Origin of the sequence: Glycomyces albidus (assembly GCF_009451885.1) — a bacterium.
GTDB classification, from domain to species: domain Bacteria; phylum Actinomycetota; class Actinomycetes; order Mycobacteriales; family Micromonosporaceae; genus Glycomyces; species Glycomyces albidus.
This window is the reverse complement of record NZ_WIAO01000013.1, coordinates 82,599-105,907: the sequence shown is the minus strand read 5'-3', so window position 1 is coordinate 105,907 and position 23,309 is coordinate 82,599. Positions and strand designations below refer to the sequence as shown.

Annotated in this window: 19 protein-coding genes; 9 read left to right on the top strand and 10 right to left on the bottom strand. The window is 72.7% G+C overall.

The genetic code is table 11. From position 1 onward, the window contains the following. Window positions 1–2: 2 nt before the first annotated feature. The 3 genes from GFD30_RS12625 to GFD30_RS12615 form a co-directional block, all read right to left on the bottom strand. Complete coding sequence (locus GFD30_RS12625) at window positions 3–656, bottom strand: histidine phosphatase family protein (protein ID WP_153025557.1); 654 nt, start codon at window positions 654–656, stop codon at window positions 3–5. Further along, on the bottom strand, window positions 653–1,957 hold the full coding sequence (gene hemL / locus GFD30_RS12620; protein ID WP_322633199.1) for a glutamate-1-semialdehyde 2,1-aminomutase: 1,305 nt from the start codon (window positions 1,955–1,957) through the stop codon (window positions 653–655). The genes GFD30_RS12625 and hemL overlap by 4 nt, the downstream gene beginning before the upstream one ends. 102 nt (window positions 1,958–2,059) lie before the next feature. Next, complete coding sequence (locus GFD30_RS12615; RefSeq protein WP_194201944.1) at window positions 2,060–3,691, bottom strand: adenylate/guanylate cyclase domain-containing protein; 1,632 nt, start codon at window positions 3,689–3,691, stop codon at window positions 2,060–2,062. A gap of 539 nt (window positions 3,692–4,230) precedes the next feature. On the opposite strand from GFD30_RS12615, the gene GFD30_RS26270 reads away from it, so the two are divergent. The 4 genes from GFD30_RS26270 (at window position 4,231) to GFD30_RS27925 (ending at window position 9,468) form a co-directional block, all read left to right on the top strand. Further along, complete coding sequence (locus GFD30_RS26270) at window positions 4,231–5,091, top strand: lytic transglycosylase domain-containing protein (protein ID WP_194201943.1); 861 nt, start codon at window positions 4,231–4,233, stop codon at window positions 5,089–5,091. Between the two features lie 71 nt (window positions 5,092–5,162). Then, window positions 5,163–6,188 (top strand): GNAT family N-acetyltransferase, encoded by a 1,026-nt coding sequence (locus tag GFD30_RS12605; protein WP_153025554.1) that lies wholly within the window; start codon window positions 5,163–5,165, stop codon window positions 6,186–6,188. A gap of 60 nt (window positions 6,189–6,248) precedes the next feature. Continuing rightward, a complete protein-coding gene (locus GFD30_RS12600) occupies window positions 6,249–8,018 on the top strand; it encodes a potassium channel family protein (RefSeq protein ID WP_153025553.1) in 1,770 nt (589 codons plus the stop codon). Between the two features lie 202 nt (window positions 8,019–8,220). Beyond that, the gene (locus tag GFD30_RS27925) at window positions 8,221–9,468 is read left to right on the top strand and encodes a trypsin-like serine peptidase (protein WP_153025552.1); all 1,248 of its coding nucleotides are present in this window, start codon (window positions 8,221–8,223) and stop codon (window positions 9,466–9,468) included. A gap of 226 nt (window positions 9,469–9,694) precedes the next feature. On the opposite strand, the gene mqnC is transcribed toward GFD30_RS27925, so the two are convergent. The 6 genes from mqnC to GFD30_RS12565 all read right to left on the bottom strand — a co-directional run bounded on the left by mqnC (window position 9,695) and on the right by GFD30_RS12565 (window position 17,074). After that, window positions 9,695–10,858 carry a cyclic dehypoxanthinyl futalosine synthase gene (gene mqnC / locus GFD30_RS12590; protein ID WP_153025551.1) on the bottom strand — a complete coding sequence of 388 codons (1,164 nt, stop codon included), beginning with the start codon at window positions 10,856–10,858 and terminating at the stop codon, window positions 9,695–9,697. Window positions 10,859–10,923: 65 nt separating this feature from the next. Continuing rightward, window positions 10,924–11,694, bottom strand: a complete 771-nt coding sequence (locus GFD30_RS12585) for an FAD-binding oxidoreductase (RefSeq protein ID WP_153025550.1) — start codon at window positions 11,692–11,694, stop codon at window positions 10,924–10,926. 113 nt (window positions 11,695–11,807) lie between these two features. Beyond that, window positions 11,808–12,674: a menaquinone biosynthetic enzyme MqnA/MqnD family protein gene (locus GFD30_RS12580; RefSeq protein ID WP_322633198.1), complete on the bottom strand. Its 867-nt coding sequence runs from the start codon at window positions 12,672–12,674 to the stop codon at window positions 11,808–11,810. Window positions 12,675–12,750: 76 nt separating this feature from the next. After that, a complete protein-coding gene (locus GFD30_RS12575) occupies window positions 12,751–13,062 on the bottom strand; it encodes an HPr family phosphocarrier protein (protein WP_153025549.1) in 312 nt (103 codons plus the stop codon). A 143-nt stretch (window positions 13,063–13,205) separates the two neighbouring features. Continuing rightward, window positions 13,206–15,575, bottom strand: coding sequence for a hypothetical protein (locus GFD30_RS12570; protein ID WP_153025548.1), 2,370 nt, complete (start codon window positions 15,573–15,575; stop codon window positions 13,206–13,208). Between the two features lie 107 nt (window positions 15,576–15,682). Further along, entirely contained in the window at window positions 15,683–17,074 is a 1,392-nt protein-coding gene (locus GFD30_RS12565; RefSeq protein WP_153025547.1) for a C40 family peptidase, read from the bottom strand. Between the two features lie 264 nt (window positions 17,075–17,338). Here GFD30_RS12565 and mqnE point away from each other — a divergent pair, with 264 nt between their 5' ends. From mqnE to GFD30_RS12550, 3 genes are read left to right on the top strand one after another with little or no spacing between them, the layout of a single operon-like run. Continuing rightward, the gene (mqnE, locus tag GFD30_RS12560; protein WP_153025546.1) at window positions 17,339–18,514 is read left to right on the top strand and encodes an aminofutalosine synthase MqnE; all 1,176 of its coding nucleotides are present in this window, start codon (window positions 17,339–17,341) and stop codon (window positions 18,512–18,514) included. Next, the gene (locus tag GFD30_RS12555) at window positions 18,514–18,924 is read left to right on the top strand and encodes a hypothetical protein (RefSeq protein WP_153025545.1); all 411 of its coding nucleotides are present in this window, start codon (window positions 18,514–18,516) and stop codon (window positions 18,922–18,924) included. Before mqnE ends, GFD30_RS12555 begins: the two co-directional genes overlap by 1 nt. After that, a complete protein-coding gene (locus GFD30_RS12550) occupies window positions 18,921–19,160 on the top strand; it encodes a DUF4229 domain-containing protein (RefSeq protein ID WP_153025544.1) in 240 nt (79 codons plus the stop codon). Before GFD30_RS12555 ends, GFD30_RS12550 begins: the two co-directional genes overlap by 4 nt. A 32-nt stretch (window positions 19,161–19,192) precedes the next feature. Here the strand turns inward: GFD30_RS12550 and GFD30_RS12545 are convergent, their stop codons facing one another. After that, a complete protein-coding gene (locus GFD30_RS12545) occupies window positions 19,193–19,945 on the bottom strand; it encodes an oxidoreductase (RefSeq protein ID WP_227996157.1) in 753 nt (250 codons plus the stop codon). Between the two features lie 328 nt (window positions 19,946–20,273). On the opposite strand from GFD30_RS12545, the gene acs reads away from it, so the two are divergent. Together acs and GFD30_RS12535 are read left to right on the top strand one after the other, a co-directional pair. Then, complete coding sequence (gene acs, locus GFD30_RS12540) at window positions 20,274–22,232, top strand: acetate--CoA ligase (protein WP_322633197.1); 1,959 nt, start codon at window positions 20,274–20,276, stop codon at window positions 22,230–22,232. Between the two features lie 103 nt (window positions 22,233–22,335). After that, window positions 22,336–23,256, top strand: a complete 921-nt coding sequence (locus GFD30_RS12535; RefSeq protein WP_322633196.1) for an alpha/beta fold hydrolase — start codon at window positions 22,336–22,338, stop codon at window positions 23,254–23,256. The last annotated feature ends 53 nt before the right edge of the window (window positions 23,257–23,309 follow it).

Genomic DNA, 23,309 nt, shown 5'->3' with positions numbered 1-23,309 from the left:
GGTCAGGCACCCTTGGCCCGCCGGGCCGACAGCGACTTGAGCACGAGGTGCCCGGCCGGTTCGGAGTACTCGATGCGGGCGAGGGTCTCGCCTTCGTAGACGAAGCTCGTGAGGGACGCGAGGGAGCATTCGCGGTTGCGCGGGTCGTGCCAGAGGCGCTTGCGCTCGGCGAAGCGGCGGACCGTCCAGATGGGGAGCTGGTGCGAGACGAGGACGGCTTCGGCGCCGTCGGCGGCGGCACGGGCCTTGTCGATGGCGTCCATCATGCGGCGGGCGATGTCGAGGTACGCCTCGCCCCAGGAGGGTTTGAAGGGGTCGCGCAGGCGCCACCAGTAGCGGGGGCGGCGGAGGGCGCCGTCGCCGACGCCGACCTTGAGGCCTTCGAAGGAGTTCCCGGCTTCGACGATGCCGTCGTAGGTGACGGTGTGGAGGCGGTGGGAGGCGGCGACGGGTTCGGCGGTCTCCTGGGCGCGCTGGAGGGGGGACGCGCCGACGTGGACGATGTCGCGCTTGGCGAGTCGCTCGGCGGCGGCGAGCGCCATCTCCCGGCCGAGCTCGGACAGGCCGAAGCCCGGGAGGCGCCCGTAGAGGATGCCGTCCGGGTTGTGGACCTCGCCGTGGCGCAGCAGGTGGACGATGGTCTTGGAGCCGCTCATGACCGCACCTTAGCCGCGGCTTCGGCCGCCGGTTGCAGCGCCTGTTCGATGTGTGACAGGGCTTCCTCGTCGATCGCGGCGGACGTGAACCAGCATTCGAACGCGCTCGGCGGCAGGTAGACGCCGTGTTCGAGCATGGTGTTGAAGAACGCGCCGTACGCGGCGGTGTCCTGGGCCTTCGCTTCGGTGAAGTTCGTGACGGGCCCTTCGGTGAAGAACACCGAGAACAGGTTCGAGGGCGCCGAGACGTAGTGGGGGACGCCGGCTTTGGCGAGGGCCTCGCCGGCCATGCGCTGGATCTCGGCGGCGGTGGCGTCGAGGGTCCGGTAGACCGCGTCGTCGCAGGCGCGGAGGGTCGCGAGTCCGGCGGCGACGGCGAGCGGGTTGCCCGAGAGGGTCCCGGCCTGGTAGACGGGGCCGGCGGGGCTGATCCGCGACATGAGGTCGGCGCGGCCGCCGAACGCGGCGGCGGGCAGGCCGCCGCCCATGACCTTGCCGTACGTGTAGAGGTCGGCGGGGGCGGCGAGGCCGCCGGGGGCGACGCGGAAGCCGGTCATGACCTCGTCGGAGATCAGGAGCGCGCCGCGGGCGTGCGCGATGGAGTAGAGCTTCTCGTTGAACCCGTCGAGGGGTGCGACGGCGCCCATGTTGCCGGGGACGGCCTCGGTGATGACCGCGCCGATCTGGCCGGGGTGGGCGGCGAACGCGGCTTCGACGGCGTTCAGGTCGTTGTAGGGCACGACGATCGTGTCGGCCGCGGCGGCGGCGGGGACGCCGGGCGAGTCGGGGTGCCCGAGGGTGGCGACGCCGGAGCCGGCTTCGGCGAGGAAGTAGTCGGCGTGGCCGTGGTAGCAGCCGGCGAACTTGACGACCTTGTCGCGGCCGGTCGCGGCGCGGGCGAGGCGGACGGCGCTCATGGTGGCCTCGGTCCCGGAGGAGACGAGGCGGACCATCTCGCAGGGGGTGCGCTCGACGATGAGCTCGGCGAGCTCGATCTCGCCGACGGTGGGCGCCCCGTAGGAGGTGCCGCGGGCGGCGGCCTCGGCGAGCGCTTCGACGACGGCGGGGTGGGCGTGCCCGAGGATGAGCGGGCCCCACGAGCCGACGAGGTCGATGTAGGTGTTGCCGTCGACGTCGGTCATGCGGGCGCCGCCGGCCTCGGCGATGAACACCGGGTCGCCGCCGACGCCCCGGAACGCCCGCACCGGCGAGTTCACGCCGCCGGGGATGACCCGGGCCGCGCGTTCGGCGGCGGCCTTCGAGCGGGAGCGGTCGAGCGGCTCGTGTTGCCTGTCAGTCACGGGGTCAGCATCGCACACGCATCACCGGTCGCACCGGTTCGGCCTGCACGCGATGACCGGCCTGACGCGGCGGCGGGCGCTGCGCCCGCCGCCGCGTCCGCGTCAGGCGACCGCCTTCAGCCGCGGCGCGTCGATCGCGACCGGGTGGACCAGGCGCTCGGCGAATCCCGCGGTGAGCGGCGCCGGGCCGGGCTCGGCGTCCGGGCCGGCCAGGAGCCACCGGAGCGGCGCCGGGACCCGGTAGACCGCCTGGTCCATGGCGGGCCGCTCGATGACGACCAGGGCCGCGTCGACGAGTTCGACGAGCGCTTCGAGGCTGCCGTCGCGCTGCCGGCACAGGTCGAGGACCTCGTCGACGCTCGCGCCGCGCTCGCGCCCCGCGAGTTCGAGCAGGACCGCGCGCGCCGGGCCCGAGATCGCGGCGACCGCGTCGTCGATGGCCTCGCGGAACCGCCCGCCCGCGTCCAGGACCGCGACCGGGTCGTCGCGCAGCCGCCGCAGCGCGGCCTGCGGGGAAGCGAGGGCGACCAGGTCGGCGAGCGCGAGCAGCGCCGGCGGGAAGTTCTCGACCGCGGCGGCGAGGCCGCGGCAGTCGGCGGCGGTCCACGGCGCGCCGCGGTCCTCGCAGAACCCGGCGAGCATCGCCGCGCCGACGCCGCTCGACGGGAGGTCCAGGGCCCGCTTGACCGCGCCGGGCAGGTCCAGCGGCCGCCGGCCCACGGCGAGCAGGTGCAGGTCCGGGCAGGACTCCAGGAGCAGGAGCAGCTCGTTGCGGCGTTCGGCGCCGAGCTGGTCGGTGCCGTCGACGACCAGGAGCGCCTGACGGTCGCGGAAGTGGTCGATGACGGTGCGCATCGGCTCCCGCAGCGGCTCCGAGCGCAGGTCGAGGGCGTCCAGGAGCGCCTTGCCGAGGTCGGGACCGGCCTTGGAGTACCAGACGCCGTGCTCGTAGCAGGACAGGCGCTTGCGGGCCCAGGCCCTGGCGAACGTCGTCTTCCCGCAGCCGGGCAGGCCGCTCAGCGTCACCATGCGGCTGACGGCGAAGGCCCGGTCCAGTTCGCGCGCGTCGTCGGGCCGGTCCACCGGCGGCTTCAACGCGTGCGGCAGGTTGTGCCGGCGCGGGCGCACCGGCGGCGGCGGAAACCGCTCGGGCAGCCCCGGCGCCCGCAACTGGACCAGCTCGGTGGCGCCCGGCAGGCCGCGCAGTTCGAAGTCGCCGAGGCGGCGCATCCGCTCGGGCGGCAGGCCCGCCGCGGCGGCGCACGCGGCCGACGCCAGGATCTGGTCGCCGTGGGCGGCCGAGCAGATCCTCGCGGTCTTGTGCACCTCCGGCGTGGCGTAGCCGCCGGCGGAGGGCCACGCCTCGCCGGTGTGCAGTCCCATGCGGACGCGCGGCCGCAGCGGCGCGCCGTCCTGGTCGGGCCAAGCGGCGCCGCGCAGCGCGGTCTGTATGCCCACGGCGGCGGCGCAGGCGGCCGCGGCGTCGTGGAAGGCCACGAAGAACGAGTCGCCCTCGGTGTCGATCTCGACGCCGCCGGCGGCCCGCAGGACTTCGCGGACCAGTGCGCGGTGGCGGTGGAGGACGACCCGGTAGCGCTCGGCGCCGAGCCCGGAGGCCAGGCGCGTGGAGCCCTCTATGTCGGTGAACAGGAACGTGACGTCGCCGGCGGGCAGCAGGGCCCGGCGCTCTCCGGCGGAGCCGTCGCCACCCGGGGCCGCGAGCCTTCCGGCCACATCGGATGGATGCCGGAACTCCGATGTCTCGTTCGTGAAAAGCGGCTCGAATGAGGTCAGTGCGGCGTGCGATGCCGTTGTCGTATCCACGTGTCGGTCAACTTTCGTTCAGCCCCCGTATGCCGGGCTGTGGCGCGCTGGTGCGCGGGCACAATTGCCCAGCGGCCTCACAGTGTCACCCCCATCTCAGTCGGTTACCTGACGTGATGGGAACTGGCACCCCGCATGGCCGTGTCTGCGGGCCCAGGCGGAGACGTGAAGCGCTCTCGACGCGGGTTTGCTCGTGGCAACCACCGATCCGATATGAGGAACGATCCGAGCGCCCGCTGGTAGCGGGCATCGGAGAGAATTGTTGCCCCTCAGGCGTTGCCCGCGGGCGCGAAACTAGGGAATACTCGCAGACAGTCCGGTCCCCCCGGTGCCGTGCCGCGGTCGACCCGCGGGTGCATACTGGGCGCCCCGGCGCCGACGCCGCACCGTCAGCGCGCACTCCACCCCCCGATCGGGCCCCGACGATCGAGAAAGGACGAACCGCTCCCGTGCCGCTCCTCCTCCGCCGCCTCGCCGTCCTCCCCTGGCGCGCCCTCAAGGCCGCGGGCAGGGGCGTCCGCTCCTGCGTCCGGGCCCTCCGGGCCCCGGCGGGCCGACTCGGCGTCCAGGCGGCGCTCACGGTCCTCGCCGTCGCCGGCGCGCTCGCCGCGGGCTGGTTCGTCGTCCCCGACGCCGGACCCGCATGGTCGTTCGGCACCGAGCCGACCCCCGAGGCCGAAGAGGCTCCGCTCGTGCTCACCCCCGAGGACGCGCCCGCCGCGGGCCTCCCGGCCGAGACCGACCCGATCGAGGAGGTCGGAACCGCCGCCCCCGACGGCACCACCACCCCCGGGGACACCACCACCACGCCCGCCGGCGGCGGCGACCTCGACTCGTGGGCCCGCAGCCTCGCGTCCCTCGGCATCCCCGAGCGGGCCCTGGTCGCGTACGGGCGCGCCGAGCTCGTCTCCGCGGTCGAGAACCCCGGCTGCAACCTCTCCTGGACCACCCTCGCCGGCATCGGCGCCACCGAGACCAACCACGGCACCACCGGCGGCAACCGGATCCAGAGCGACGGCACCACCCTCACCCCCATCCGCGGCGCCGGCTACGACGAGATGGGCCCCATGCAGTTCCTCCCCTCCACCTGGGAGGCCTGGAAGGCCGACGGCGACAAGGACGGCCTGTTCAACCCCGACGACATCGACGACGCCGTCACGGCCGCCGCCAACTACCTCTGCCACGGCGGCCGCGACCTCACCACCCCGGCCGGCTGGCAGGCGGCCGTCCACTCCTACAACCCCAGGGACGACTACGTGCAGAAAGTGTTCGACCGCGCCGACGAGTACGGCCGGTCCAGCACCGCCTGACCGGGACCCCGACCGCTGCATTCCGTGAGCCGGGGGTTCCGTTCGGTGACGATTTCGGGTAAGGATAAGAGATGCCCCTGAAGCAGCTGGCTCCCGGCGAGATGACGGACGACGACCTCCGCGACTGGTGCTCGGTGCTCAACGACATGACCGCCGCCGACATGCCCGCCGAACCGCGCTGGCGCACCGACTCGCTCCGCGAGTACCTGACCGCGACCCTGCCCGAGGACCGCCGGTACCTGTTCCTCGACCGCGACGCCGACGGCGACCTCGTCGGGCACGCGAGCCTGATCCTGTTCGGGGGCGAGCAGGCCGGCACCGGCGTCGTCGAGATGTCGACGCGCCCGTCCGCGCGCGGCAAGGGCGTCGGCACGCGCCTGCTGCGGGCCGTCGCCGAATGCGCCAAGGCCGGCGGCTGCCGGACCCTCTCGGTGGAGGTCATCGCCACCACCCCCGCGGTCGGCTTCTACGACCGGCTCGGCTTCGCCCGCGCGGTCGTGGAGCAGCGCCACCTGCTGCGCTGGGCCGACATCGACTGGGAGAAGATCGAGCGCGCGGCCGGGCGCCTCGCCGCCGGGTACCGGCTCGAGTACCACGCCGGGGGCGTCCCGGACCGGCTCATGGACTCGTACGCCGACGTCAAGGCCAACCTGCGGTCGGCGCCCGGGAACGTCGCGTTCGTGCCCGAGTGGCGCGGCTCGGCCAACGCCCCGGCCCTGCGCGACTCGTTCGAGACGCTCGCGCGCCGCGGCATGCGCTCGCACATCGCCGTCGCCGTCAGCGAGCCGTACGGGAACGTCGTGGGCCTCACCGAGCTCGTCGTCTCCGCGCAGCGCCCCACCCGCGCCGACCAGTACGACACCGTCGTCGCGCCCGCCCACCGCTCCTACGGCCTCGCCATGACCATGAAGGCGCGGCTGCTCACCGAGCTGCGCCGCGCCGAGCCGCAGCTCGTCGACGTCCAGACCTGGACCCTCGACACCGCCGACGACGTCCGCTGGATCAACAGCGAACTGGGCTTCGTCCACGACGTCGACTGGTACGACTACGAAGCGGACGTCGACAAGCTCCTCGCCCGCCTCTCCCGCCCCGCCTAGGCCCGTGTCCGCGACCGGCGGTACCGCAACCGTTTGCGAATCTTCTTTACACTGAGAGTCATGCACCCCCGGCAGGCCAGGTTCGAGGACGTGCGCCCCGACCGGCGCGTGATCGTGGTGGGCGACAACGGGCTCACGCTCCGGTTCATCCGCAACCTCATCGACAACTTCGCGTTCCACGTCATCGCCGTCATCCCGACCGGCCCCGGCGGCCAGCGCGACGAGATCCGCCGCGCCTCCCAGGAGAACCGGCGCCTGTCGGTCCTCGAGGCCCAGAACATCGGCGCCGACACCATCCGCGAGGCCGGCCTCACCGACGCGTACGCGGTGGCCCTCATGGACCAGAACGACGTCGGGAACCTGCACCTGGCGCTGAAGATCCGCGAGATGTCCCACTACCTCGGCGACGAGACGCTCCCGCGCCTGGTCATCCGCATGTACAACCGGGGGCTGCGCGACCACATGCAGAAGCTCCTCGGCGACGACGGCGTGTTCGTGAAGTCCGATGCGGACATGGTCGCGCGCACGTACGCGGCCGCCGCGCTCGAGCAGATCCCGCCGGGCGACATCGACATCTGGGGGCGGCGCCTGTACCTGACGCGCGCGCCCGACCCGCGCGCACAGGCGCAGTGGGTGGTCGCGGCCGGCAACGAGTTCGGCGTCGACATGATCCCCGAGGACGCCGACGAGGCGGTCCGGATGCTGTGCCTGGAGCCGGTGGCGGCGCGGCGCTGGGTCAGGCCGATGTGGGAGGCGGTGGCGCAGTGGTTCCGGCAGTCGCTGCACACGATGCGCCGCACGTTCGGCAAGGGCCTGTGGATGGCCGCGGCCGTCCTCTTCGCCGTGATGCTCGGCGGCATGACGACGCTGCTGTCCGTGAACAGCCTGAACGCGAACCGGGAGACCGACGGGGACTTCTGGGACGCGCTCTACATGCTCGCGATGATGGCCGCCGGCGGCGCGGACCCGGACACGACCGACCACTGGGAGCTGCGGTTGACGCACGTCGTCGTGGTCGTCTCGGGGGCGCTGCTCATCCCGGTGGTCACGGGTGCGATCGTCCAGGCCGTGGTCGAGCGGCGGTACGCGCTCGCGGAGGGCCGGATGGTGCGCGCGGTCCGCGACCACGTGATCGTGGTCGGCCTGGGCAACATGGGCACCCGCGTGGTGGAGACGCTGCGGGAGCGGCGCGTGCCGGTGGTGGCGATCGAGAAGGACCGCGACGCGATCGGCGTGCGCGCGGCGCGGGCGGCGGGCGCGCAGGTGCTGCTCGGCGACGCGAGCCGGCCCGAGACGCTGCAGGAGGCCGAGGTGAAGTACTCGCGGTCGCTGGTGGCGATGGCGAAGCAGGACTCGGCGAACCTGGAGACGGCGCTGTCGGGGCTGGAGTGCAAGCCGGACCTGCGCACGGTCATGCGGATCTACGACCCGGAGTTCGCGGCGCTGATCCGCCGCAACCTGAACCGTGGCCGGTCGCTGCACGAGGCGTCGCAGCATTCGTCGTACAGCGCGCCGCAGGTCGCGGCGGGCTCGTTCGCGCGGGAGCTCACCGACGACGAGATCCTGGAGACGATCCCGGTGCGCGGGCAGATCGCGTACATCGCGGAGGTCACGGTCGAGGAGGGCGCGTTCCTGGACGACCAGGCGGCGCAGGAGGCCACGGTCACCGGGTCGCACCGGCTGCTCGCGGTGAAGCGGGACACCGGCGGCGTCCGCTGGATGCCCGACGACGGCTTCCGCATCAAGCACGGCGACACGCTGCTGGTGCTGGTGACCCGCAAGGGCCTCAACGAGGTCCACGACTGCTGCCGGACGCCCCAGGACGCGTAGCGGCCGGTCGCATCGGGTCCTGGGCGGCGGCGGCTCCGATGCTCGGCGCGGGCACGCGGTCCTGCTCGGCGGCGGGGACACGAGTGCGGCTCGGCGGTGTGGTCGGGCGGTGTGACCCGCGTTTGCTCGCGTGACAGTGCGCAACTTCCGGCGCGTTCGCTCGTTTGAACCGTGGATGCATCTCTCATGGAAGGGGCCGGCAGTGGCGGCGAGCGAACGGAGACCGCAGGCGGAGTACGGGAGCGGGAGGCGGAAGCGCCGCAAGGCGGTGCTCGCGGCGACGGCCGGGACGCTGGCCCTGGGCATCGCGGCCGTGGTGGTCCCCGCGGCGTTCGCCGACGACCCGGCGACCGAGGCCGTCGAGGACGCCGTCGAGATCCTGCCGGTGGACGACTCGGTGCTGGGCCTGATCGACGTCGGCGAGGTCAAGGACCTGACCGAGTCGCTGACCTACGCGGGCGACCGGAACGCGGTCACCGTGTCGGAGCCCGACGCCGGATACGTGAAGGTCCACTTCGAGCGGCTGCTGCTCGACGCCGGCGACCATGTGACGGTCTCCAGCCCCGACGGGACCGAGTCGTACCGGTACGACCAGTCCATGGTGGACCGGTGGGCGACCTCGATCACCGGCGACACGGCGGTCGTCGAGCTGCACCGGGCCGAGTCGGCACCGGTGTCGGACGCGCTCGGCGTGCTGATCGACCGGGTCGCGTACGGGTTCGCCGCCGACGAGGTCGACGCCATGGCCGCGGACAAGGCTGACCGGGCGCGGCCCGAGGAGAGCATCTGCTCGGGCGACGAGAAGCGCACCTCGGCGTGCTACCGGAACTCGTACCCGGAGGTCGTGGAGGGCGCGGACCCGGTGGCGCGGCTGCTGATCGACGGGACCGTGCTGTGCACGGCGTTCCGGGTGGGCGAGGACAACCGGCTGCTGACCAACCACCACTGCTTCACCGAGTCGTGGGAGGCGAAGCAGACCGAGGTGTGGTTCGGCTACGAGTGCCTTGCGTGCGGCACCGACACGGCGAGCATCCCGGTGAAGGTCAACGGCGAGCAGGTCCTCAAGACCTCGAAGTCCCTGGACTACACGCTCTTCACGGTCGACGACTTCGCGCGGATCGAGCACTTCGGCCACCTGGACCTCGCCGACCGCCCCGCCGACGCGGGCGACGCGATCTACATCCCGCAGCACCCGGCCGGCCGGCCCACCGAGATCGCGATGGAGTCCACGGAGGACGGCGGCAACTGCGTCATCAAGGACGCGGTCTTCGACGGCTACGTGACCGGCAGCGACGTCTCCTACTACTGCGACACCGAGTTCGGCTCCTCCGGCTCCCCGGTGATCTCCCGCGACACGCATGAAGTCGTGGCCCTCCACCACTTCGGCGGCTGCCCCAACTCCGGCGTGAACGCCCAGCTCATCCGGGCCGAGATCGGCCGCATGATCTAGCGACACGACAGCGGCGGCGGCGCGGACCTTTTCGAGTCCGTGCCGCCGCCGCTGTCGTACCCGCCGGGCACTGTTGACTCGGGGGCGCCTGCGAATGCCCGATTCGCGATGAACCGCCGTTCACATTCCCTGCGCCCCATCGGATGTCCCACCGGGCACCGTTGATCCGGGGGCGCTTCGCAGCGCCCATTTTGCCGGGAACCGCCGTTCACATTCGCGCGGCGCGCTACTCCACGCGCTCTTTCACCTGGAGTTCGGCGACGATCGTCGAGAAGTGCGACCGGATGCGGTCGTCGGTCGGGTCGTCCTCCGGGGTCCAGTGGACCGACATGCGCTCGTAGAGGGTGTTGCGCTGGGCCGGAATCCGGTCCGCGGAGCGGATCAGGCCGATCAGCTCCGAGAGGCGCGAGCGGTGGCGGGCGCCGGCCGAGGAGATCACGTTCTCCTCCAGCATGATCGAACCGAGGTCGTCCACGCCGAGGTGGAGGCTGAGCTGACCCGACGCCTTGCCGGTCGTCAGCCACGACGACTGGAGGTGCTTCACGTTGTGGAAGAACAGCCGCGCGACCGCGAGGAGGCGCAGGTACTCGAGCGTCGTCGCCTGGGTCCGGCCCTTGAGGTGGTTGTTCTCCGGCTGGTAGGTCCAGGGGATGAACGAGCGGAACCCGCCGGTGCGGTCCTGGACGTCGCGGATCATCCGCAGGTGCTCGATCCGCTCGGCCGCGGTCTCGCCGGTGCCCATCATCATCGTCGCCGTCGACTCGAGGCCCTGCCGGTGCGCGGCCTCCATGATCTCGAGCCAGCGCTCCCCCGACTCCTTGAGCGGGGCGAGCGCGGTGCGCGGCCGGGCCGGCAGCATCTCGGCGCCCGCGCCGGCGATCGAGTCGAGCCCGGCCGCCTTGATGCGCCGGATCGCCTCGTCGATCTCGACGCCGGAGACCTTCGACATGTGCGCGATCTCCGACGGCCCGATCGAGTGGATCATCAGCTCCGGGTACTCGCGCTTCACCGAGGAGAACAGCTCCTCGTAGTACTCGACGCCGAAGTCCGGGTGGTGGCCGCCCTGGAGCATCACCTGCGTGGCGCCCAGGCCCACGGCCTCGCCGCACCGGCGCAGGACCTCCTCCATCGGGTGGGCCCAGCCCTCCTCGTGCTTCGGGGCGCGGTAGAAGGCGCAGAACTTGCACGCGGTGACGCACACGTTCGTGTAGTTGATGTTGCGGTCGATGATGTAGGTGACGATGTTGTCGCCGATGACGCGGCGCCGGGCCGCGTCGGCGGCCTCCGCGAGCGGGTGGAAGGGCGCTTCGGTGTAGAGCAGCAGGGCTTCCTCGGCGCTGATGGCGCCGCCGTCGGCGGCGCGGGCGAGGACATCGTCAATCTCGGCCATGCACGAAGCGTATCCGCCGCAGGCCCTCCGGGACAGTGCGCCCGAACGGATTGACTCGTGGGTTACTACACGGTGTAGAGCTCGGTGTGGATCTCGGCGGTGCCGTCGGCTTCGAGGATCTCCTTGACGCCGAGGACCATCTCGTAGGGCCCGCACAGGAACCACTCGTCGACCTCGCGCGGGTCGACGAGGGTGCCGAGGACCTGCTGGAGCCGTTCGGGGGTGAGCCGCCCGGTGAGCAGCGGCGAGGGGCCTTCGGACCGCGTCCGGACGTGGTGGAGGCGCAGCCGGTCGCCGTGGGCGCGTTGGAGTTCGCGCAGTTCGGCGGCGAACATGGTGCTGTCCTCGGTCCGGTTCGAGTAGAGGAGGGTCACGGTCGCGCCGGCTTCGAGGGCGGCGGTGGCGATCGAGATGATCGGGGTGATCCCGGAGCCGGCGACGACGGAGCCGTAGTGGCGGTCGGGCCGGATGTCGGTGCAGAAGTTGCCGAGCGGCGGGAGCACTTCGAGCACGTCGCCGGGCAGGAGCCGCCGGTTCGCGTACCCGGAGAAGGAGCCCTTGGGGATCGAGCGGATGCCCAGGCGCAGCGTGCCCTGCTCGGCGAGTTCGCGCGGCGTGGAGGCGAGCGAGTAGGAGCGGCGGACCTCGGAGCCGTCGGGTTCGACGCGCTGGAAGGTGAGGTGCTGGCCGGGTTTGAAGTCGAACGCAGGCCGGAGGTGCTCGGGGACGGCGAGGGTGACCTCGACGGCGTCCTCGGTGAGGTGCCGGACGCGGCTGACGGTGAGCTTGTGCCACGCGGGGCGGTTCTTGCGGGGCTTGTTCAGCTCGATGGCCACGGGCGGTCCTTCTCTCACTCTCGGTTCTCGCGTCGGTCGGCGGCGCCGCCGGGCGCCGCCTCGAACGGCGCGACGTCGTACAGGGCGCCGCGCGGTTCGGAGGTCGCGTCGGTTCAGATGTCGCTGTCGAAGAATTCGGGCCCTTCGGGCGAAAGGTCCTTCACTTCGGTGTAACGGGCGGCTCGGGAGGCGAATTCCCGCAGGCCCGCGAGGTGCCGGTCACCGAGGCCGAACTGGAGCCGGTCGAAGTACTCGGCGAGCGCGGCGGGCGCGAACGGCTCCCAGCGGGCGGCGGAGGCGACAACGGCGCCGATCTCCTCGCGGCTCAGGCGCACCGAGTCGCGGAACGCGAGGTGGACGTCCTTGACGAGCCCCGGGTGGGCTTCGGCGTAGTCGCGGCGGACGGCCCAGACGGCGAAGACCATCGGCAGGCCGGTCCAGTCCTTCCATTCGGCGGCGAGGTCGAGCACGTGCAGGCCCCGCGGGCTGTCGTGGCCGTGCTCGTGGAAGACGTGCAGTGCCTCGTCGCCGATGAGGACGGCCGCGTCGGCGCCGTCGAGCGCGGACTCGAGGTCCGGCGGCGCGGTCCGGTAGGTCGGCCGGCGGCCGTAGCGGTCCTCCAGGAGCATCCTCCCGAGGAGGACGCCGGTGCGCGAGTCCGAGGCGAGGGAGACGCGCGGCTCGGCGGGGAGTTCGGCGAGCGGGGTCTTCGTCACCAGGTTGACGCTGAGGACCGGGCCGTCGGCGGCGACCGCCGGGTCCGGGATGAGCAGCAGGCGGTCGCTGTGGCGCAGGTACTCGACGAGGGTGATCGGGCCGATGTCGAGGTCGCCCTCGACGAGGAGCCGGCTCAGCTCGTCGGGCGCGTCGCGGCGCAGGTCGAACTCGAGCAGCGCGCCCGTCCGGGCCAGTCCCCAGTAGATGGGCATGCAGTTGAGGAAGGCGATGTGGCCGACCCTCGGGCGTCGCGCATTGTTCACAGGTCCGACCGTAGCCCCCCTTCGAGTCCTAGGACGGTCCCGAGAGGGGGGCGGGGTCGCCGCCGTCACGGCCGGATCAGCGCTCGTCGATGTCGGCGAAGTCCCTGCCGTCCTCGGCGCCGGCGTGTTCGCCGGTGGTTCCGGAGGCGCTGACGAGCGCGGCGAGCCGGTCGAGGACGTCCTCGTCGTCTCCGGTGAGGACGATCTCGTCTCCGGGGCGCACGTCCAGGACGAGCACCTGGAGGATCGACTTGGCGTCGTGCCTCTCGCCGTCGGTCTTCGCGATGAAGACCTCGCCCGCGGACTGCGCGGCGGTCTCGACGAAGACCGTCGCGGGCCGCGCCTGGATGCCGACCTCTGTGGTCACTTTCACACGGCGCTCGGCCATGCTGCTCACTCTCCCCCGTTCACGCGCGGCGTCCGAACCGGACGGCCGCCACGGGGCCGCCGGAGCGGCCCTTCGACACCAGGATGGACCCGGTGCGGGAGCGCCGGAAGCGTTTTCGGGCTATTGCGGCGGGGTCGGGGCGGTCAGGCGTCGGTCTCCTCGGGCTTGGCGCCGTAGACCGTGGGGCGCGGGAGGGGGATGTGCTCGGGCAGCTCGGACCGGTCGAGGAGGTTCTTGACGCGGGCGCGGCCGACCCGGTAGCCCTCCTCCTCGGGCGGGGGCGGGAGTTTCTGCGCGCCGGTCTTGGTCGTCGGTTCCTCGAACAGGCTGATGTCGGGCGCGTTCACGATCTTCTTGCGCGACTCGGCCTCGGTGCTCGGGCCCTCGACGGGGGCGGCCTCCGGCTGGGACGGGGGCGTCTCGACCGGTTCGGGCTCCACCTCGGCGGCGCCGGGGGTCGGTTCGGCCGGGTACAGGTCGATGGGCGCCGCGTCGGAGAACGGGCTGTCCTCGGCGTACAGGTACGTCGGGGGCGGGGTCGGCTCGGGCCGCGGGATCGGCTCCGGGTCGGGCACCGGGCCCGGCGAGGGCGGCTGCGGCGGTGTCGGCTCCGGGTGCGGCACCGGTTCCGGCTGCGGGATCGGGGCCGGCTCCGGCGTCGGGACCGGCGGCGCCGGGTCCGGGACGGGCTGCGGCGGGGTGGGCGCCGGCGGGGTCGGTTCGGTGGAGGCGAAGAGGTCCGCGGCGGGTTCGCCGGCGGTGCGCTCGTTGACCGTCTCCCCGGAGTCGACGGTCTCGGCCGCCGCCTGGGGCGTCTCGCCGGAGGGCTCGGCGGTGAGGTCGATCGCGGGCTCGGGCACGTCGGGCGCAGAGCCGCCAGCCGCCTCGGCACCGGGTGTTTCGTCGAACGCCTTGGCGCCCAAGCCGATCACGGGCTCGGGCACGTCGGGAACGGGCACGCCTGCCGCTTCGGCCGCATCGGCCGCGGCCTCGGCCGCCTCGACCAGGTCGGCGCCGGGCGTCGGCGCGTCCACGACGGCGGTCTCGGCGAGCGCCTCCTCGAGCTCGGGCTCGACGACGCTCTCGGGCGCCTCGCCGTCCTCGGCGAGGCCGGGCGCGTCGGCCGGGGCCGGCGGCAGGGACTCGCCGGGGACCTCGTCGCCGAGGCCCGCCAGCGCGGACTCGTCGTCGTCGTCGAGTTCGGCGTCGTCGTCCGGGTCCTCGGGGTCGGGCAGGGAGTCCCAGACGGCGTCCTCGTCGTCGTCCTCGTCGAGCCCGGCCGGGGCCGCCGGCGCGGCGGCCGGTTCGGCGGTGCTGAAGGACACCTCGGGTTCGGCCGCCGGCTCGGCCGCGTTGAACGACAGTGCGGGCTCGGCGGGCGACTCGGCGGGGACGCTGAACGCGGCGCTGCCGGAGTCCGGGCCGTCGGCGGCCGTGTCGCCGGAGTCCGGCGTGGTGAACGCGGTGCCGCCGGTGGTGCCGGTGGAGGAGGGCGCGGGTTCGGCCGGGGGCGCGAACACGCCGCCGGGGCTGCTCTCCGAGGAGGGCACGCTGAATCCGGGCGGGGCGGCGGCCGGGACGGCCGGCGCGGTCGGGCCGGGGTCGGCGAACGGCGCCTCCGTCGGCGGGACGGCCGGGGTGCGGCGCAGGATCTGGGTGCCGTCCTGGACGTCGGGCGCGGCGGGGGCCGCGGGCGGTGCGAACATGCCCGGTTCGGCCGACGGCAGGCTGAAGGCGCTGCTCGCGGGCGGTGCCGCGTAGGGCGGGCCGGTGACCGGCGAGGACGCCGAGGGCGGCTCGGCGAACGGCCGGCTCTCGGGGGCGGCCCCGTAGGAGGGTGCGCCCGGCGGGTTCGCGGGCGGGGCCGCGAACGAGGGCGGCGGGGAGACCGGCGGGACCGTCGGCGGGGCGGTCGCGACCGGCGGCAGCGACTGCGCGGACTGGTACGGCTGCGGGGCCTGGTACGGGGGCACGGGCGGCTGCGGCGGCTGGTAGGGCGGGTACTGGCCCTGCTGGTTCGGGGCGTGGTAGGCCGGGACCTGCGCGGCGCCGTACGCGGGCGGCTGCGGCGGCGGGACCGGTGCCGAGCCGTACTGGGGCACGGCGGCCTGGCCCTGGGGTGGGACGGCGGCCGAGCCGTGCGCGGCCGGGCCCCACTGGTGCGGCTGGTTCGCCGGCGGCTGCGGCGGGACGGCCGCGTAGCCCTGGTTCGGGTACTGCTCGGGCGGCGCGGTCGGCTGGTAGGCGCCCGGGGGCGCGTACTGGGGTTCGGGCGGCGCGGCGTAGCCCTGCGGCTCGCCGGGCGGGGCGTACTGGGGCACGGCGGCCGCGCCGTACGCCTGGGGTGCACCGGGAGGCGCGTACGAGGGCGCGCCGTAGGTCGCCGGCGGCGGGTACTGCGGCTCTGCCGGGAACCCGCCGATCGGGGGCGGCAGGGGGGCGCCGCACTGGGGGCAGCGGCGCTGCCCGGACGTCAGTCGCTTGCCGCAGGAGCTACAGCTGTTTCCGTCCACGGAAGCCTCCTCTGGGCTGGAGCGTCGTCAATCGGGCAACTCGATATCCATCGTGCCATCAACCCGTCGCGTCCCGTGCACGCGTTCCCACTATCGCGGCGATGCCCTCACGCCTCGGTCTGGCGGGTCAGCATGCCGGCGACCGTGCTGGAGGCCGTGTCGACGGGCGATTCGCCCTCGTCCTCGGTGGGCGTCAGCGGCTCGTCCGACGGGGTCGGCGAGGGGGACTCCGACGGCGTCTCGCTGTCGGTCGGGTCGGGGTCCTCGGACGTCGGGTCGTCGTCCGGGGTGGTCGGGTCGTCGTCCGGCGTCGTGGGGTCGTCGTCGGGCGTGGTCGGGTCGTCGTCCGGAGTGGACGGGTCCTCGCCGCCGGGCGTCTGCGTCGGGTCCTCGGCGTCGGGGTCGGTCTTGACGGCGTCGACGACCCGGTGGGCGCCGGCGAAGTTCTCGAACCAGATCGAGCTGATCTTGACGACGTCGCCCGAGCGGGGGGCCTGGATCATCTTGCCGTCGCCCAGGTACATGCCGGTGTGGTAGACCGACTGCCAGTTGCCCGGGTCGTCCCACCAGTAGAGGAGGTCGCCGGGGAGGAGCTTCTCGACGTCGACCGGCTTGTCGCGGGTGGCGTTGTACTGGTCGGCGGCGACGCGCGGGAGGCTCACGCCCGCGTAGGCGTACGCGGACTGGACCAGGCCCGAGCAGTCGAAGGCGTCGGGGCCCTCGGCGCCCCACAGGTACGGGTCGCCGAGCTGGGCGAGCGCGTACTCGACGGCCTTCTTCGCTTCGGGGGCGGCGTCCCAGCCGTCGACCTCGGAGGAGAAGTCGCCGGAGTAGTCGGCGGCGGCGGCCTCGCGCTCGGCCTCGAGCTGCTCGAGGGCCTCCTGGTTGTCGGCGATGAGTTCGTTCAGGGCCGTCTGGGCGCGGTCGAACTCGGTGTCGAGGGCGAGGTAGCGCGATTCGGCGCGGTCGGCGGAGAGGACGGCGGCGTCGTAGGCGGCGCGGGCGACCGATTCGGCGGTCGACGCGTCCTCGAGTTCGGCGGTCAGCGCGGGCAGGTCCCATTCGCCGCCGAGCGGGGTGAGGCCGGAGAGGTCGGGCAGTTCGTTGTCGGGGACGCCGGCGGTGTCGGCGTACGCCTCGCCGGCGGCGTAGTCGAGGGCGGCCTGCGCGGCTTCGAGTTCGGTGGCGGTCGCGGTCCACTCGGTCTGGGCGTCGGCGAGGCGGGTCTCGCGGGCGAGCCACTCCTCCTGCGCGTCGGTGGTCTCCTCGGCGAGCTGCGCGAGGTCGATCTGGGCGGCGACGATCTGGTCGCCGAGGGGGCCGTCGGCGGTCTCGGGGTTGGTCACCGGGGTGTCGTCGCCGGCCGTGCCGAGGGGCCGGCCGCCGTCGTCGGGGACGGTCACGCCGGGCTGGGAGAACGCGGGGAGCGCCCCGCCGAAGACGACGGCCGCCGCACTGGCGGCGGCGATCATGCGGGCACCGAACCGTGAAACGCGCATGTGAGGTGTCCTTCTGTGGGGGAGGCCACGGATACTGTACCCAACACACGCAACTCTCGCGTCTCCGGTTGCTTGCGAGAACGGATCGTGTTGGTGGACACTCGATGTCGTACTCCCCGCGTAGCGTCGCATCGGGGGGCTCCCGGTGTCCGAAATGCCGGGACGCTCCGTTCGCGTTCAGAGCCTCACACGCTGATCGTGCGCGGCGGCCCCGGTGCCGCCGCGAGGCTACGCTGGCGGTGAACCGACAACGTTGGGAGCGCCATGGACGACACCGCTGAGTTCAAGGCCGGCATCGAAGCGAAGCTCGCGGCCGGCGAGCGGCTGACCTTCGACGACGGCGTGGGCCTGTACGAGATCGACGACCTCGCCTGGCTCGGCCGCCTCGCGCACGGGGTGCGCACCGCCAAGAACGGCGACCGGACCATGTTCAACGTCAACCGGCACCTGAACCTCACCAACGTCTGCTCCGCATCCTGCGCGTACTGCTCCTTCCAGCGCAAGCCCGGCGAGGCCGACGCGTACACGATGCGCGTCGAGCAGGCCGTGGCCCTCGCCGAGCAGATGCGCGGCGACGCCCCCACCGAGCTGCACATCGTCAACGGCCTCCACCCGACCCTCCCGTGGCGGTACTACCCGCGGGTCCTCAAGGCGCTCAAGGAGACCCTGCCGGAGGTGAACCTCAAGGCGTTCACCGCGACCGAGGTCCAGTGGTTCGAGAAGATCTCCGGCCTCGGCGCGAGCGAGATCCTCGACGAGCTCATCGAGGCCGGCCTCGAGTCGCTCACCGGCGGCGGCGCCGAGATCTTCGACTGGGAGGTCCGTCAGCACATCGTCGACCACGACTGCCACTGGGAGGACTGGTCGCGGATCCACCGGCTCGCCCACGAGAAGGGCCTGCGGACCCCGGCGACGATGCTGTACGGCCACATCGAGGAGCCCCGCCACCGCGTCGACCACGTGCTGCGCCTGCGCGAGCTCCAGGACGAGACCGGCGGCTTCGCCGTGTTCATCCCCCTGCGCTACCAGCACGACTTCCACGACTCCAAGGACGGCAAGATCCGCAACCGGCTCCAGGCCCGCACCACCATGGCGAGCCCGGCCGAGTCGCTCAAGGTGTTCGCGGTCTCGCGGCTCCTGCTCGACAACTTCGACCACGTCAAGTGCTTCTGGGTCATGCACGGCCTCGACGTCGCGCAGCTCTCGCTGTCGTTCGGCGCCGACGACCTCGACGGCTCGGTCGTCGAGTACAAGATCACCCACGACGCCGACGACTACGGCACGCCCGACAAGATGACGCGCGACGACCTGCTCGAGCTCATCCGCGACGCCGGGTTCCGGCCCGTCGAGCGCAACACCCGCTACGAGGTGGTGCGCGAGTACGACGGGCCCCGGTCGATCGCCGAGCGCCGGGCCGAACCCCAGTCGGTGAAGTTCTAGTGGTCCAGGCCCGACCGGACGAACCCAAGGCCCCCATGGCGATGGGCCCGCTCGTGGGGACCGCGCTCGCGTACTTCGTGATGGGCGCGGTCGTCCTCGCCGTGATCGACCTGCTGTTCGTGATCCCCAGCGGCCGGCCGTTCGGCGAGACCTCCGGGTGGATCGCCGCGCTGCCCACCGTGTGGGCGTACACCGAGCAGTTCCGGCGCTACAGCGGCGCGGCCCGCTGGGGCGTCATGCTCGCCGGAGTCGTCCTCGGCCTCGGCTCCGGGCTCGCCGTCGGGATCCTCCTGCCGCCGACCTGGCCGCCGATGCTCACCGGCGGCCTGGCCGGACTCACCGCCGCACTCGTCTACGCGCCCCTGTGGTCAGCAGGGGTCCGCGCCTTCGGAGAGGAGCGGGTCGCATGAACCCGGTCGCCAAGTACTACCTCGCCCGCGTGGCGATCATCGCCGCCGTCGCGGTGCCGCTCATGTTCCTCATCAACGTGCTGGCCGCGCTCGCCGCCGGCCTGCTGGTGTCGTTCGTCCTCGGGTTCCTGCTGCTGCGCAAGCAGCGCGACGCGATGATCGCGCACATCGACGACGGCGTGAAGCGCCGCCGCGAGGAGAAGCAGCGGCTGCGCGCCGAGCTCTCCGGGGAGTGACGCCGGGCCGGGCCGGTCCTTCGGGCCGGCCCTCAGGCGTCCTTCATCAGCTCCGAGCAGATCTGGAGCGTCTCGGCCGCGCCCGCCTCGAGGGCCTTGCCGTAGTGCTTGAGCCAGGCCCGGACGCCGTCGGGCGTGCCGGTCGACCAGGCGCGCTGCGCGCCCACGTACTCGGGCTGGCGCTCGAGGTGCCCGGCGTCGACGGTGATGAGCAGCTTCGGGTCGAGGCCCTTGCTCGCCAGCGCCAGGCGCGCGGCGGCGCGGGCGACCACGTTGTTGGCGACCGGGAACGGCCGCACCGACAGGAGCTCGCCGTGGACGACGGCGGCGGCCATCGCGGCCGGGATCTCCTTGGTGGGGTTGGTGATCAGCGCGCACAGGGCGTTGATCCGCGCGGAACCGGACTCGTCGACCTCGATGCGGCCCGGCTCGAAGTCGACGCCGGCGTCCGCGAAGTCGCGGGTGGCGAGCAGGTGGAGCTTGGCGAGGACGTAGCGCGGCGAGACCGGCCAGACGTCCGCGAGCGAGGGCAGGGCGTCGGTGACGGCGAGGACGCCGCTGACGACGGGGTCGTCGAAGTCGCCGGCGCGCAGGCGCTCGACGTCGCAGTCGTACCCGTCCAGCGCGAGGGTCGCCGAGGCGCTGTGCAGGGCCACCTCGGTCTCGACGAGGCTCTCGTCGCCGCGCAGGGCCTCGTGCCAGAGCATGCGGTCGACGTTGGCTCGGGCGTTCTCAAGGGCGTCGGCGACCTCGGAGAGCTCGAGGAGAGGCGCGAGAGGATCCACGGGCGGAACCTTACCTTTAGTGCGGAGCACGCAAACGGCGCACCGGGCGGGCTAGAGGGCAGTCACAAGATCATATGCAAGTTCGCGGGTCTGCACCGCTCCGACGATACCTGCCGAATCGGAGCGCAAGGGTCCCCGAGGAGAACGAATCCGACCGCTCGGCGGCCGCCGGTCGGCCGCTCCCGGGCCGTTCGGCGCGGGCAGTTCCCAGATGCCGGAGCCGACGCGGGCGCACGTTCCGTGTCGGCCAGTTCGCGGTAGTGTTACGCGGCATAGACCCGCCTCACAGTCGCGCATCGGCGCGTAGATCTGTAAGGAGCCAATACCCGTGGCAGATACCCCGCAAGAGACGCTTGCCAACCTCCTGTCGGAGGAGCGGACCTTTCCGCCGTCCCCCGAGTTCTCCCAGGCGGCGAACGTCACCGCGGCCGCCTACGAGGAAGCCGCGGCCGACCGGCTCGCCTTCTGGGAGCGGCAGGCCCGCCGCCTCGACTGGTCGAAGGACTGGGACCGGGTCCTGGACTGGGACGACCCGCCGTTCGCGAAGTGGTTCACCGGCGGCGAGCTGAACGTGTCGGCGAACTGCCTCGACCGGCACGTGGCCGCCGGGCTCGGCGACCGGGTCGCGATCCACTTCGAGGGCGAGCCCGGCGACACCCGCGCCGTCACCTACGCCGAGCTGCTCGACGAGGTCAAGCGGGCCGCGAACGCCCTCACCGAACTGGGCGTGGAGGCCGGCGACCGGGTCGTCGTCTACATGCCGATGATCCCCGAGGCCGCGGTGGCGATGCTGGCGTGCGCGCGCATCGGCGCGCCCCACTCGGTGGTGTTCGGCGGGTTCAGCGCGACCGCCCTGTCGAGCCGCATCCAGGACGCGGGCGCGAAGCTCGTGATCTGCGCCGACGGCGGGTTCCGCAGGGGCAAGCCGCTGGCGCTCAAGCCGACCGTGGACGAGGCGCTCGAGTCGTGCCCGACCGTGGAGAAGGTCCTCGTCGTCACCCGCACCGGGCAGGAGGTCGCCTGGAGCGACCGCGACGTCAAGTGGGAGGACGCCGTCGGCGGCGCCTCGAGCGAGCACGAGGCGCAGCCGTTCGACGCCGAGCACCCGCTGTTCATCCTGTACACGTCGGGGACCACGGGCAAGCCCAAGGGCATCCTGCACACCTCCGGCGGGTACCTGACGCAGGCGTCGTACACGCACCACGCCGTGTTCGACCTCAAGCCGGAGACCGACGTCTACTGGTGCACCGCCGACATCGGCTGGGTCACCGGCCACTCGTACATCGTCTACGGCCCCATGTCGAACGGCGCCACCCAGGTCATGTACGAGGGCACCCCGGACACGCCGCACACCGGCCGGTTCTGGGAGATCGTCCAGAAGTACGGCGTGACGCTGCTCTACACCGCGCCCACGGCGATCCGCACGTTCATGAAGTGGGGCGACGACATCCCCGCGAAGTACGACCTGTCGAGCCTGCGCCTGCTCGGTTCCGTCGGCGAGCCGATCAACCCCGAGGCGTGGGTCTGGTACCGCGAGCACATCGGCGGCGGGACGACCCCGGTCGTCGACACCTGGTGGCAGACCGAGACCGGCGCGATCATGGTGTCCCCGCTCCCGGGCGTCACCGCGACCAAGCCCGGGTCGGCGCAGCGGCCGCTGCCGGGCATCGACGTCGACGTCGTGGACGAGCAGGGGCGGTCGGTGCCGAACGGCGGCGGCGGGTTCCTCACCATCCGGGAGCCGTGGCCGTCGATGCTCCGCACCATCTGGGGCGACGACCAGCGGTTCATCGACACGTACTGGGCGCACTTCGACGGCATGTACTTCGCCGGCGACGGCGCGAAGAAGGACGACGACGGCGACCTGTGGCTCCTGGGCCGCGTCGACGACATCATGCTGGTCAGCGGCCACAACATCTCCACGACCGAAGTGGAGTCGGCCCTCGTCAGCCACCCCACCGTCGCCGAGGCGGCGGTCGTGGGGGCGTCCGACCCGGTCACCGGGCAGGGCATCGTCGCGTTCGTGATCCTGCGCGGGCAGGCCGAGTCCAGCCCCGAGCACCTCGCCGAACTGCGCGCGCACGTGTCGAAGACGCTGGGCCCCATCGCGAAGCCGCGCCAGGTCATCATCGTGGCCGAGCTGCCGAAGACCCGCTCGGGCAAGATCATGCGGCGGCTCCTGCGCGACATCGCCGAGGACCGCGAGCTCGGCGACGTCACCACCCTCCAGGACAGCGCGGTCATGAGCCGCATCAAGACCGGGCTCAGGGCCGGCAAGGAGGACTAGGAGGCGAACGCCACCGGCGTTCGCCGCCGCGCCGCTAAGGCGTAAGCAACTCGTAACGAGGTCGGGTCCGCAACCTGCGGGCCCGACCTCGTACGCTGTCCGCGTGACCCGCAAGACCTTCGCCGACAGCGCCGCGCTCAAGCAGGGCCCCTGGACGCACCGGCAAGTCGACGCCAACGGCTCGCGCTTCCATGTGGCCGAATCCGGGGAAGGCCCGCTGATCCTGCTGCTGCACGGCTTCCCCGAGTTCTGGTGGGCCTGGCGCCACCAGATCCCCGCGCTCGCGGACGCCGGCTTCCGCGTCGTCGCCGCCGACCTGCGCGGCTACGGCGCCTCCGACAAGCCCCCGCGCGGCTACGACGCGTACACGATGGCCGCCGACGTCGTCGGGCTCGTCCGCGCCCTCGGCGAGCGCGAGGCCACCGTCGTCGGCCACGACCTCGGCGGGATCCTCGGGTTCGCGGCGGCCGCGTTCCACCCCCGGCAGTTCAAGTCGCTCGTGGTCCTCGGCGCCGCGCACCCGCTGCGGCAGCGGGCCGCGCTCGCGGTGGACCCGAAGGGGCAGCTCTCGGCGTCACGGCACCTGTTCGCGTTCCAGATGCCCCGCTACGAGCACAAGCTGACTGCTTGGGACGCAAGGAAAGTGGCGGATCTGATGTACTCGTGGTCGGGGCCGGGGTGGCGGAACACGCGGGACTTCCAGGAGTACGTGCGGGCCTGCCGGGACGTCATCCAGATCCCGCAGGCGGCGTTCTGCGCCCTGGAGGCGTTCCGGTGGCCGTTCCGGACCTCGCTGGGGCTGGCGGGGCGGCGGTTCGTGAAGCTGCTCCAGCGGCCGACGCCGGTGCCGACGCTCCAGCTCCACGGCGCGCTCGACTCGTGCGTGCTGCCGCGGACGGCGCAGGGCTCGGGGCGGTACGTGCACGGGCGGTACGAGTGGAAGCTCCTCGACGGGGTCGGGCACTTCCCGCAGCAGGAGTCGCCGGAGACGGTCACCAAGGAGATCATCCGCTGGGCGTCCTGAGGCCGGTCACAATCCCGCAAATATACTAGCCGACCGGCTAGTGAATGGGGCAG

Bases quoted from the DNA above. Each gene is read 5' to 3' on its own strand.
- GFD30_RS12565 (WP_153025547.1), bottom strand. From the start codon at position 17,074: ATGCGCGTTTCACGGTTCGGTGCCCGCATGATCGCCGCCGCCAGTGCG.
- GFD30_RS12625 (WP_153025557.1), bottom strand. From the start codon at position 656: ATGAGCGGCTCCAAGACCATCGTCCACCTGCTGCGCCACGGCGAGGTC.
- GFD30_RS12575 (WP_153025549.1), bottom strand. From the start codon at position 13,062: ATGGCCGAGCGCCGTGTGAAAGTGACCACAGAGGTCGGCATCCAGGCG.
- mqnE (WP_153025546.1), top strand. From the start codon at position 17,339: ATGGACGACACCGCTGAGTTCAAGGCCGGCATCGAAGCGAAGCTCGCG.
- mqnC (WP_153025551.1), bottom strand. From the start codon at position 10,858: ATGGCCGAGATTGACGATGTCCTCGCCCGCGCCGCCGACGGCGGCGCC.
- GFD30_RS12600 (WP_153025553.1), top strand. From the start codon at position 6,249: ATGCACCCCCGGCAGGCCAGGTTCGAGGACGTGCGCCCCGACCGGCGC.
- GFD30_RS12550 (WP_153025544.1), top strand. From the start codon at position 18,921: ATGAACCCGGTCGCCAAGTACTACCTCGCCCGCGTGGCGATCATCGCC.
- GFD30_RS12605 (WP_153025554.1), top strand. From the start codon at position 5,163: ATGCCCCTGAAGCAGCTGGCTCCCGGCGAGATGACGGACGACGACCTC.